Consider the following 11,727-nt stretch of genomic DNA (forward strand, 5'->3'; position numbering starts at 1 on the left):
GCGCCTCGATGCCTGCCCTACTCCCTGAACTCATCGCCCAGGCCAGCGATCCAGCCGTCAAGACCGCCGATCTGCTGCGCAAGGCCAAGGTGATCGCCCACCGGTGCCAGCTATCCGACCAGTTAGCCTGGATCGACCTGGAGCTGCGGGGCTACCGTGAGTCAGATCCTCTTCCTCTATACCGTTTTATCCGTGCCCCGGTGTACCTGCGGGATGTCCAGACAGGCAAATTGACTGATCTGTTTACGTTCCAAGCTGACGGTGAGATTCCCGCTCAGGCTCACCTCTGTTTTGATTCGATCAGCAAGTTGGAGGTTCTGGGGTCACAAGGCTCCCTCTATGTGCAACTCCCCTCTGGGCATCGCGTTTACGATGGCTTGTCAGCGAAAGCCCGCGATCAGTACCAGGTCGTGCATCAACTGGACGCATCACAACTGCATGCCGTCGTAGTTCAAGTCCGTGACAAGGTGTTGGACTGGGCACTCGAGCTGACCAAGGCCGGGATCGAGGGGGACGAGATGCCCTCCCTACCCCAGCCGTTGGTACCGGTGACCGTTCACATCGAGGGCGGAGTCCACGGTGGCCAAGTCATGGTGAGCTCGCCGGGAGGCCAGCAACAGCAAACCGTCACCGGCGAGCAGAAGGCCGCTTGCCCGTCCGGGTTGGCGCAGGGGAACGCGGATGCACCACTGCAGCCGGCAGACCGCGACACGCGGCAGAACGAGCAGGACACCCTCAAGCCCCAGGCCGCCACCGCCAAACGGAAATGGCCGCTGATCGTCGTGCTGGCCGGTAGTAGCGTGCTGGCCGTGCTGCAAGGCGCCGGCGGCGGGGTGCTGAGCGAGCTGGTGCTGAAGTGGCTGGCCAGCTTGAGCGGCGGCTGATCGCTATCGGTCGGGGTATGAACGGGGCTGCGGCCCCGCTTTGTTTTCTGGGCCAACGGCCAAAGTGCCTGGGAAAATGGAAGCTGCCGCGCTGCTGAAATGATGGCATCTGTTCTGCGTCGTGATCGTAGCATTTCGGTGAGTTGAACATCACGTGATAGCGAGGTTTGTATGTTCGTATCAAAGCAGGACTGGATCGCGATAGACGGTGAAGTGGTTGCCGTGTCGCTGCAAGGCAAAGGATCTTCAGTGAAAGTGGTCGGTCTGTTCAGAGGACACTGGATCACCGGCACAGGCTGCACAGAGTCAGCCGCCAAATCATGTTGGAAAAGGAAAGCCGAGTACGAGGCAAATCGTTAAGGGTGAATATCCCTGACCGTCCAGTGCAGATCTGGAGCGCCGATCATATACCTTACTTTAAACGGGTTATGTGATCCGTTATTGAATGACCAAGCCCCGCGTTTGCGGGGCTTAGTTTTCTTGGTCAGCGGCCAAAGCCCGCCCTCAAACCAGCCAGCGAGGGCAAGCGGGATCCTCACCGCTTGCAGGGCGGCTAAACTAGAGACTCTATCGTCGCCCAGGAGCACTCTATGCCCGCCCTCATCCCCGAACTGATTACCCTGGCCAGCGATCCGGGGGGGGCCACCTCTGATCTGGTGCGCCGCGCCCTGGTGGCCGCCAGCCGACTGCAGCAGACCGAGGCGGCCGCTTGGCTACAGCACGAGCTCGATGGCTACGACACCTTTGATGAGCTGCCGGCCTACCGGCGCCCCCGTGGCGTCTTGTATGCCATCCACCCAGGCGGGGACACCACTCCCTTGCTGGTCGAGGATGGAGGGGTAGCAGAACGCCTGTCGATTACCCCCTTGAACAACCCGCTGCGGGAGCTCGAAACATTGATGGCCGCCGGCGCGTCTGTGCGTTTTCGGCGGCCGCCTGATGAGGTACTGCATATCCAGCAGATACTGAGCACTAACTTGGAGCCGGTGATTGCACTGACTCATGGCCAACTTGCCGGCTGCCTCGATGCGATAAAGAACCGGGTGTTGAACTGGGCGTTAGCCTTGGAGGCGGCTGGGATCCAGGGGGAAGGGATGACATTCACCGCCCAGGAGCAGCAACAGGCGCAGCAGGTGCCCTCGATGAGCATTCACATTGGGGGGAATGCCACCGGTGTACAAGTCCAGCTGAACTCGCCTTGGGGCCAGCAACAGCAGACGGTGACCGGCGAGCATAAAACCGAGGCGCTGGCTGCCTTGTTGCCGTGGCTGCAGCAGGTGATAGACGAGGGGAAACTCTCGCCACCGGTGCAGGCCGAGCTGCAGGCCAACCTGACTGCCCTACAGGCGCTGGCCAATGCCTCTACGCAGAGCTGGCCGGTGATTGGGACGCTGACCAACAGTGTGCGGGGGATCTTGGAAGGGGCTGGCGGCGGGGTGCTGGCTGCGCAGGCACTGGGGTGGCTGGCCACCTTGAGCGGCAGCTGATCGATATCGGAGGGCATGGGCGGGGCTGCAGCCCCGCTTTGTTTTCTGGGCCAACGGCCAAAGCCAAACTGAAATCCAGTCAGAGCGGACCGGCTGGATCCGACCCGCTTGCAGCGTTGCAACTAACCGGGCCAGATCGGGTACACTGGGCCTCCCTCGTCGCCCAGGAGCACCTCGATGTCCACCTCGCTATCTGACCTGATTGCCCTGGTCGGTGATCCGGCAGTTAAGACCACCGATCTGCTCCGCAAGGCCAAGGTGGTCGCCCGTATGCTAAAACAGGCTGAGTGGGCTACCTGGATCGACCATGAGCTGCGGGGCTATCCGGATGATGCCAAGCTGCCCTCCTATCGTGTCATACGTTGTGAGTTGAAAGCTCGGAATCCCTTTCGAGGGCTGATCCCAATCATCATCAACCACCCTGAATTCGCAGAAGTTGTCTCGACATGCAGCATTGGTCAGCCCATCAGCGGGTTGGAGGACGTGGCTATTCCCGGGAAAAATGTGAGCATGGTTCTCCCGCCGGAGATGATGGCCATGCTGATGCAAGACCTGAATATCTCAATGGAGCCAGTACGGGTGGTTGGCGGCAATCAGATCCGCGCACTTGTTGATGCGGTCCGGGACCAACTGTTGACCTGGGCGCTCGACCTGGTTGAGGCCGGGATCGAGGGGGATGAAATGCCCTCCTCACCCCAGCCGCTGGCGCCGGTTACCATTCGCATCGAGGGCGGGTTCAACGGTGGTCAACTGATGGTGAGCTCGCCCGGGGGCCAGCAACAGCAAACCATCACCGGCGAGCAGCAGGCTACGGACCAGCCTGGGGTGGCGCAGGAGATGCCACTGCAGCTGGCAAACGGCAATGTGCTTCAGAGCGAGCTGGATACTACTAAGGCCCAGACCGCCGCCCCCAAGTGGAAATGGCCGGTGATCGCTGCGGTGGCCAGCACTGTTGTGGCGATTCTGGAAGGCGCCGGCGGCGGAGTTCTGAGCGAACTGGTGCTGAAGTGGCTGGCAACCCTTAACGGCCACTGAGCAAGTCCGGCAGAGGCAGCAGGCCACGTTTTCTTCGTGCGGCGGGTGGCGTTGCGAGATACAAGCCAGATCAACTGGTGCCGCCCATATTGTGGGCGCGGGGAATACTTCGTAGATAAACAGGGCTGGTCAAGTATTGGGGGGCGAGTGATGTGATACCAGCGTGAGAATTATATTTTATCTGCATGATTTATCTGTAATTTATGAAAAATGTTGGGGGGCATGGCGTATAATGTCAACACGGGCACAAGAGCGAGTCTTTATGGCTAGCCAAGAGGCCAATAACCCACAGGTGAACGGATTCGCCTGATTTGATATGGAGATCTATATGCTATCAAGCATGATTATCGCTAGCGGTTTGATGCTGATCTGCGTGTATCAAGTGAAGATTTCTCTTCACTTTCACCTACACGTAGGCCAGTGAAACTGGTTCAAAAAGTGACTTTTTGGAGGGAGGCTTCGGCCTCCCTTTTTTTTGACTCGGAGCGGATCCTCTCCGCTTGTAGCACTACAACCCGCACGACCGAACCCGGGTATAATGAGGACCCAATATCGCCCAGGAACGCATTGATGCCCGCCCTTATCCCTCAACTAATCACCATGGCCAGTAATCCCGAAGTCAAGACAACCGATCTACTGCGAAACGCACTGGTGGCCGCACGTAAGCTCAAGCAGCCTGACTGGATTAGCTGGATCAAAAACGAACTTGATGGCTACCCAGAGTCGGCTGTTATCCCTCCGTACCGGATTTTGACGGGGCAACTCTACGCCATTAACCCGGGGAAAGGTCTTGTACTGCTACCGGTCATGAATGCAGAGCTTCACGAGGTGATGACAACATGTCCCTTCTATTACCCCATCGATGGAGTGGAACCATTGGCTTCAGGGACAGAATACGTAGTGTTGCCCATGGACCCGTCTCAATCGAAGATGGTAGCGGCTCTCTATAAAATGCCAATCGCACCACAAGTTCGATTTGGAGCAAACCAGGTCCAGCGTTTGATCGGCGCGGTGCGTACTAAGGTCCTTGAATGGGCACTCGATCTGGATGAGTTGGGGATCCAGGGTGAAGGGATGAGCTTTACAACCCAGGAGCAGAAGCAGGCGGAATCGGTGACCAATATTTTCATTGGGGGGGATGTCATCGGAGGTCAAATGATGTTGGGCTCGCCCGGCGGCCAACAAAAACAGACGGTGACAGGCGAGCAGAAGACCGAGGCGCTGGCGGCTTTGTTGCCGTGGCTGCAGCAGGTGATCGCGCAAGGGCAGCTGCAGGGAGAGGCGTGTGCAGAGCTGCAGGCCGATCTGGACACCCTCAAGGCCCAGGCCGCCTCCCCTAACCCCAAATGGCCAGTGATCGGCGCCGTGGTCGGCAGTTTGCGGACGCTCCTGGAGAGCGCCGGCGGAGGGATACTGACGGCGCAGGCACAGAGTTGGATGGCAACCTTGAGGGGTGGCTAATTCGATCAGGAAACTCTGCACATTTGTAGGGGGGCAGTGCCCCCCCCATACATTGCTGCTTTGCCTCGCTTAGGGCAACCTAAGTTGATGTTGATGCTGTTGCTCCTGTTCATGATATTCGGTATCCTGCAGTTGTCCTCGGTGCCCACGTGGGGACAGGCCGCCCGGCCAGGCACCAACTTCAACTCTCCCTGCATTCTGCAGGTACCCCACCTGTCATATATCACCCAAGCCCTAGTTGGCTGATTCTGCATGTCCGTTCACCGGAATTTCTCCGGCGTCAGCGCACATGCAGAAACAGCCCAAGGCTGTCTTATGGCACTCGGTCCGCAATGTGCCACTCGTGACCAACATCAACCCGGGCGTAAAGCCCAATTTCAACGAGGTCCAATTTATGAACCAAGCAATCGATGATGTGCTTTTCGCTCATGCGATGGCTCAAGTATTCCCACATATTGATAAACAACAGTGGCTTTCTGCGTACCAAGATCTTCTGAATTCTGTCAAATCAGGCGATTCCCTATGTAGCTATGTGCCTAGCGAAACCTATGAAAACCTCGCTCTTCCAGAGCTTCTAAGGGTCGTTGAGAGTATCGCGTCGTTAATGCGGAACGCAGTAATCGAGGTCATTGCTCTCAGAGACGGAAAATTTCGGATACCGGCAGTCACTGCCGGCCGTATCTGTCACGTGCTGGAAATCAGCATGCCTGAAACCGTCGGAGATTATGACTGCGCATATGACGTCCCGGAGTGGGATTGGGTGCGTGAGCACGCCTCCTTCTCTCATAAGGGCAACCATCACCATGACAACCCAACTTATGAGTTTCTTTTTAATATGGCGAACTACGACGCCCTCGATGAAGGAGTAATCCCAGAACGATTGTGGCCGGTGTTCAGAGATGCCAGCAAAATCGGAGCAGGATATGTTCTTTTCCATAACGAATAGGTCGTCAGTCTGATTTTTTGGGCGGCTATACCTCTATTTCATCAACTAGGCCAACGGCCTTTCGCCTCAACATTCGTTTTGAAGGCTTAACCAGCCCTCTGGGCTTTTGGAATACAAATGCACAACTCATTGCAAGAAACAGCTACTAACACAATGGCTACCAAACCGATGTTCGATAGCACCATGGGTTACCTGCTTGTTAACACTTGGCAATTGCACTTACGCGGACCTCTCAATCACGACAGGGGGGGCAAGCGATATAATGGATGCCTTGGTCACTGCCTGTGGCAAAACCTCAGCCTGGCTTGTTGAGCTAGTTAGATTACACCCGTCTTGGATGCATCTTCGACTACGATCATGCGAAATAACAATGATGGAGATTGCTTGGCTCAAGTTATTCTCGAGTCTGTACTGAATATAGAGTCAGATCAGAATCTGCGTAAGGCGGTACTGAACTGCTCAGAGTAAAAGGTTTACCTCTCATGAGGCCTGTTCAACATTGGATGCAGTGATAGACTGAATTCCAAGAGAGAGCCCCGCATTGCGGGGCTTTTTTATGTCGTGAGTAGGCAGTGATAACCACTAGGTGGTGCCATAGGGTGGTGGACTTGCAGAGTTAGAGCCGGACGAAGGATGTGGCCAAAAAGAAAATCTCACCCAACAATTCCTATATCCTTAAATGCTACAAGACACCAACCTGCTGAACCGGTGTTCATTTCGTGTAGCCCGAGAACTAAATTAGATCTCATTTTTCTCTCTTTCTCTTCATTTTCTCCCCCTTTCTCTTCGCGCGAACGCGGGCACAGCAGAAGTGTCGGTTCGAGGTCTAACCTGGCACTCGGGGGCAGGTATAGAACAAAATAGCCCAGGGGGAGCTCACCAGCCGAAGGGCTGTGCTCTGGTTGAAAATAGTCACTAGGAATGTTGGTTGAGAAAGTGCCCTCTACCTGGTCATAATAACACCAGCTTGAAACCCTCGATGGAATGCCTCATGAATAAACACGAACTGGCTGCACAGCTCCGCGTTTCTGGAGCGGCGTCAACACCAGCTGTTGGCCATGCTGCGAGACTTTATAGACGATAGCGAGCTCATCCAAGGCAGCACCTTTGCCCTCCCCCCGCACGATCCGAGGCACGGATACCCGCACGACACTCCCTCTATTAGCGGTGACTCCCGCTCACGGTCTTGAGGCTCTGTATGCTGCTCACCATGCCTGGGGCCATCTCTACGCTGACGCTGGTGAAAACACTCGCCTAGTGTACCGCTTGCCGGGAGCAATTCAGATTCACTCCAGGCACAGCGAGGAGCTGTTCGGTATAATTGAGGCCATAAATGCAGACCGATAAACCTTCCGAGACTTGGTGACAAACCTCAGGTCCGATACTCGGGGGACCCAATACCCGGTGGGAGTTCCTGCATAGCAAAAGGCATGTTCGAGGGGTTGATCACTTTGCAGTTTTACCGACAAATCACAATCGCCGGCGACACGGCCCGTTCCAATTTCGTTCTGTTGGGCTCATAAAAACACCATGCACGAGAATGACCAAACAACAGATCATCGGTACGCTCAGAGCATCACAGGATCACCCCCGCGCATGTACTCGATCAGCTGGTTGGGTCGCTCAGCTAGAGGATGAAATTGTGCTGCTATCCGCCCTCTCCGATGATGCTCGCCTTGTCATCCGGCGCCCCAATCCAGTCCACCCACAAGCCTGGTTGGTGGAAGGAAACAGTCGTCGTATGCAAGTAGCATCGACCCCGGTTCTCATTCTCGGAGCTCAGAAAGTGAAGATCGGTCTTCTAAAGAACTACGACATCACCCAAAAACGCCCTCCGCGGCAAGCAAAAACAACCGCCAATGAGCCGCTTATCTCGCGCCTCTGGCTTTACCAGGAGCAGTAGAAAATCATGTGCATCGGCATTTGGCCCTCTACGAGGCTTTGTCGTTGGTACAGTGATCAATGATACAGGTCCCATCGGCACCATCGCAGACATCTCCGGCGTCGATTACTTCATTACCCTCAAAACTGGCTGGGGGAGACCCCCCCCGAAGTCGGCATGAAAGTAGAGTTCAGCGCACGACGAGCCATACAAAAAGGGTATCTGGCGGTCAACATCAAGCCAATCAACGCAACAACCTTATGTACCCCAGGTATCGAGTGCCACCAAACTAGAGATGATTGAAGCCGACCGGCGGGCAGAACGAGCACGGCAGCAGACATCACTAGGCTGCGCCAGTTTGTCTTCGATATGGGTTACTCTCCAGAGCAAGCGATCCTGGAAGTATTCGACATCACCCCTCCAACAGGCATCATTATTCCAGACGGGCCCAGCGACCGTGACCTGCAGTTTATGGAAACTGCTGACGCATAATCGCTCACCCAAAGACAAGCATGAAACAAGCCGCAGAACTGTGCCAGGCATTTTGCCTCAGCTTCAACGCCTTGATTGGCTTTATGCGCGGTAGTATCACTTATCGCGTCGCGTTGGATCGGGCCGAGCGTGATAGGCAAGAACGTTCCCGCCGACATTTACCAAACAGTGAACAGAGCCATCCCCTGCCCCTGGAGGGAAACAAGAACCCGGGATGATCAAGAAATTGGTTACAAACATCATGGCAATAAATAACTGTCGTTGCATGGCGACCGCATATAGGCTAACTTAGCCAAAGTGCTCATTCTCCTTCGGTTTATCCGCATAGCACACGCAGAAATGCATCGGAGTCACCTCAATCACAAAACGCAGCCTTGGCTGCGTTTTGTCGTTCTCAGACTGTCATGTTTGGCCTGAGCACACTCACATGTGCACAGCCCAAACCGCTCTCTCCCGAGAGTGAGTTGACAGGCGATGGCATAACCAGCCTGTACCGCTAACCGCGGCTGCCAACCTCCAATCCGCCCATCTGGCTACCTCAACCAGGCCTTTCGGCCAAGGATCTCATTATGTGGATCAACATTGTTTTAGCACTTGAAGTCGTCGGCTTAGCCTTTGCAATTCGTTTCTGGTTTATGTGCCGGGAGGATGCAGCCGCTTTTGAGCGGTCACGCATCCTGCGAATTAAGGCCCGAAGTTAAAAAAAAAAAACCACGCCCATAGGCGTGGTTTTTTTTTTGCCCGCAGCTCAGTAGTCAGGTCTTCAATCGTTCGCTCCTCCAACTCTTCATCATAAGGCATGTCATACTCTGGGTGTCCATCGGCATAGGGGGAATATCTAGATGACCAGCTGAAGTTTCGCGATAGTTCCTCACGAATTTCAAGCTCCCTATTCTGCATTCGATAGGTTAACTTCTTCTGTTCTTCCATTGCTTCTAATTCAGCCCCGTTTCTTTGTCAAGAGCCCGATAATGACTGTCAATCCACACCCCCTTTCCGATTACAAAAGCATATTTCGGGATGATCTGGCCAGCGATTTCGGCTGAGTCGGCCACCCATTTCGGTATCATCCGGCCACTGATTTCGGCTTCATCCGGCCACCTGTTTCGGTATCGTCCGGCCAGTTTGTTCTTCCTTCGTTTTACGGTCTTTGGCATAACAGTTTTTTAACTGTTTTGCCGGAGTAGTCATGACACGTAAAAAGAAAAATGGTAAGGACAGATATGCAAACTTATCTGGATATATTCCGCCTCAAATTTGAGGCCAAGTTAAGTGACAGGCAAATCTCTCAGGCGCTAAATATTGGCCGGGCAACCATCAGTGATTTGGTTATCCGCTTTAACAACTTAGGCCTCAGTTGGCCGCTGGCAGCCGACTATCCGCTTGATAGCCTCGACAAAGTTATTTTCCTGCCGTGATTACAGTACGCAGCGGGTCTTGCCGTCGTGGGTGCAGGTACATCTTGAGCTGCGTAGAAAAGGCGTCACCAAACTGCTGTTATGGCAGGAGTATCAGGCAGAGCACGGCAGTAAAGCACTTGGCTACACGCAGTACTGTGAACATTACCGGCGTTGGTGTGCTGTACAAAAACGCTCGATGCGACAGCATCAAGAGCCGGTGAGAAGCAGTTTATCGACTTCGTGGCCCGACAGTGCCGATTGTGAACCCCAGAAACAGGTGAGATAAAACCGGCCGCTATCTTCGTCGCCACCTGGGCGCATCTAACTACACCTATATTGAAGCCTGTAAAGGTCAGGATAGGGAATCCTGGCTGATGGCGAACAGTCGTTGCCTGACCTTTTTAGGTGGCGTACCCGCATTATTGATACCGACAATCTCAAAGCGGCGGTTGATAAAGCGGATAAGTTCGAGCCGGTGATTAACGACAATTACAAAGCGCTGGCCAGACATTATGGCTGTGCGTTGATGCCGACCCGACCACGCAAACCGCAGGATAAGCAAAGTCGAATCGGCTGTGCTGATTGTGGAACGCTGGGTATTAGCCGGCTGCGCCATCAGGTATTTCATCACTGGCAGCGTTAAATCAGGCCATCCGCGCATTGAATACAGAACTCAATCAGCGGCCAATGAAGCATTACAACGGTGCCAGCCGTGAGCAGTTGTTTAACTTGCTCGATGCGCCTGCATTACAACCACTGCCGCCTTACGCTTATGAGTACACCGATTATCGCATTGCCAAAGTCGCCAAAGACTACCACGTACATACGACTATCACTGGTACTCGGTGCCACACCGTTTAGTCGGTGAGCGGGTTGAAATCAGTGCAACGCAGACGCTGATAAAGGTTTACCATAGGCGAAATGCGTCGCTCAGCATCCGCGCGCTATACCGCTACCGGCACACGACTGATATAGCGCATATGCCAAAAACCATGCTGCCCATCTGGAATGGAGCCCTGAGCGCATTCGCAGCTGGGCAACCCATATCGGCACTAACACGCTGGCGGTGGTCTTAGCGGTTGAGCGTAACAAAGACCATCTTATCCAAGCGCAGCGCACCTGCCTGGGATCCTGAGCGAGCAAAAGCGCTATGGCAGTGACCGGCTGGAAAAGGCCTGCGCACTGGCCATCAGTCGCCAACTACCTTATATACCGGTCATCAAAAAGCTACTGAAAAACGGTGAAGATATGCGCTGGCAACCGGATGAAACTAAAACCATTATCCCTGGCACACACACCAACATCCGTGGCTCAAAATACTACCAATAAGGACCACCAATGGACTCACTGCTTATCCAACTGCGCCAGCTTAAGCTGGCGGCCATGGCCAGTGCGCTGGAGCAACAACGTCTTGCGCCCCATACCTATGCCGAACTTAGCTTCGATGAACGATTGGGATTGCTGGTCGAGCAAGAACATCTGGCGCGGGATAACACCCGCTTACAACGCTTGCGCAAACAAGCCAATCTGCGCCTTAAAGCGACACCAGAAGGCTTACGCTATCCGGCAAAGCGCGGCTTGCGAGCTGAACAAATTACACACTTATGCAAGGACATCACCTGACGTACCACCAGAATATCTTGATAACCGGGCCCACGGCAGCGGCAAAAACCTATCTTGCCTGCGCCTTAGGTGAGCAAGCTTGCCGACAGAATAAACGCGTGCTGTATTACCGGTTAGGTCGGTTACTGGAAAGCTGAAAATGGGGCATGCTGATGGTAGCTATCTGAAACAACTGGTACAGCTACAAAAGGTAGATATGTTGATCCTAGATGATTGGGGCCTTGAGGGATTTAAGGTAAACAAGTCAGCGATTTACTGGACGTCATTGAAGATCGCTACGAGCAAACGCAGCACAATCATCGTCAGTCAGTTACCGTCTCGGAGTGGTACGGCTTAATGGATAATCCAACTGTTGCAGATGCGCTGTTAGACAGAGTGATCCACAATGCCACCGACTGGAATTAACGGTGAGTCACAACGTAAAAAACACTGGTTCAGGGTGAAGAAGTCGGGTAAAAAGAGAGGATAACGAAGGTCAGATCATGCTGGCGGATCACACGAAACGGCCATGGCCGGA

The 11,727-nt window shown here is 54.3% G+C and carries 10 protein-coding genes and 1 pseudogene; 9 read left to right on the forward strand and 2 right to left on the reverse strand.

Annotated elements, in window-relative coordinates:
• The first annotated feature begins 8 nt into the window (after positions 1-8).
• The 6 genes from I6L32_RS22970 to I6L32_RS22995 all read left to right on the forward strand — a co-directional run bounded on the left by I6L32_RS22970 (position 9) and on the right by I6L32_RS22995 (position 7,716).
• A complete protein-coding gene (locus tag I6L32_RS22970; protein ID WP_210538245.1) occupies positions 9-884 on the forward strand; it encodes a hypothetical protein in 876 nt (291 codons plus the stop codon).
• A gap of 590 nt (positions 885-1,474) precedes the next feature.
• Positions 1,475-2,371 carry a hypothetical protein gene (locus I6L32_RS22975; RefSeq protein WP_246876657.1) on the forward strand — a complete coding sequence of 299 codons (897 nt, stop codon included), beginning with the start codon at positions 1,475-1,477 and terminating at the stop codon, positions 2,369-2,371.
• 177 nt (positions 2,372-2,548) lie between these two features.
• Complete coding sequence (locus I6L32_RS22980; RefSeq protein ID WP_210538246.1) at positions 2,549-3,406, forward strand: hypothetical protein; 858 nt, start codon at positions 2,549-2,551, stop codon at positions 3,404-3,406.
• A 570-nt stretch (positions 3,407-3,976) separates the two neighbouring features.
• Positions 3,977-4,867, forward strand: a complete 891-nt coding sequence (locus tag I6L32_RS22985) for a hypothetical protein (protein WP_210538247.1) — start codon at positions 3,977-3,979, stop codon at positions 4,865-4,867.
• 343 nt (positions 4,868-5,210) lie between these two features.
• A complete protein-coding gene (locus tag I6L32_RS22990; protein ID WP_210538248.1) occupies positions 5,211-5,813 on the forward strand; it encodes a hypothetical protein in 603 nt (200 codons plus the stop codon).
• Positions 5,814-7,332: 1,519 nt separating this feature from the next.
• On the forward strand, positions 7,333-7,716 hold the full coding sequence (locus I6L32_RS22995) for a DNA replication terminus site-binding protein (RefSeq protein ID WP_302056403.1): 384 nt from the start codon (positions 7,333-7,335) through the stop codon (positions 7,714-7,716).
• A 1,155-nt stretch (positions 7,717-8,871) separates the two neighbouring features.
• Here the strand turns inward: I6L32_RS22995 and I6L32_RS23000 are convergent.
• Positions 8,872-9,117, reverse strand: a complete 246-nt coding sequence (locus tag I6L32_RS23000; RefSeq protein WP_216945386.1) for a hypothetical protein — start codon at positions 9,115-9,117, stop codon at positions 8,872-8,874.
• Positions 9,118-9,410: 293 nt separating this feature from the next.
• Here I6L32_RS23000 and I6L32_RS23005 point away from each other — a divergent pair, with 293 nt between their 5' ends.
• The gene (locus tag I6L32_RS23005; RefSeq protein WP_216945394.1) at positions 9,411-9,605 is read left to right on the forward strand and encodes a helix-turn-helix domain-containing protein; all 195 of its coding nucleotides are present in this window, start codon (positions 9,411-9,413) and stop codon (positions 9,603-9,605) included.
• Positions 9,606-9,939: 334 nt separating this feature from the next.
• On the opposite strand, the gene I6L32_RS23010 is transcribed toward I6L32_RS23005, so the two are convergent.
• The gene (locus tag I6L32_RS23010) at positions 9,940-10,215 is read right to left on the reverse strand and encodes a hypothetical protein (RefSeq protein ID WP_216945396.1); all 276 of its coding nucleotides are present in this window, start codon (positions 10,213-10,215) and stop codon (positions 9,940-9,942) included.
• Between the two features lie 710 nt (positions 10,216-10,925).
• On the opposite strand from I6L32_RS23010, the gene I6L32_RS23480 reads away from it, so the two are divergent.
• Together I6L32_RS23480 and I6L32_RS23485 are read left to right on the forward strand one after the other, a co-directional pair.
• The gene (locus I6L32_RS23480) at positions 10,926-11,210 is read left to right on the forward strand and encodes an ATP-binding protein (RefSeq protein ID WP_254203951.1); all 285 of its coding nucleotides are present in this window, start codon (positions 10,926-10,928) and stop codon (positions 11,208-11,210) included.
• Positions 11,192-11,615, forward strand: a pseudogene (locus I6L32_RS23485) (ATP-binding protein). Before I6L32_RS23480 ends, I6L32_RS23485 begins: the two are co-directional and overlap by 19 nt.
• The last annotated feature ends 112 nt before the right edge of the window (positions 11,616-11,727 follow it).

Origin of the sequence: Aeromonas sp. FDAARGOS 1402 (genome assembly GCF_019046925.1) — a bacterium.
In the GTDB taxonomy this organism is placed as follows: domain Bacteria; phylum Pseudomonadota; class Gammaproteobacteria; order Enterobacterales; family Aeromonadaceae; genus Aeromonas; species Aeromonas caviae.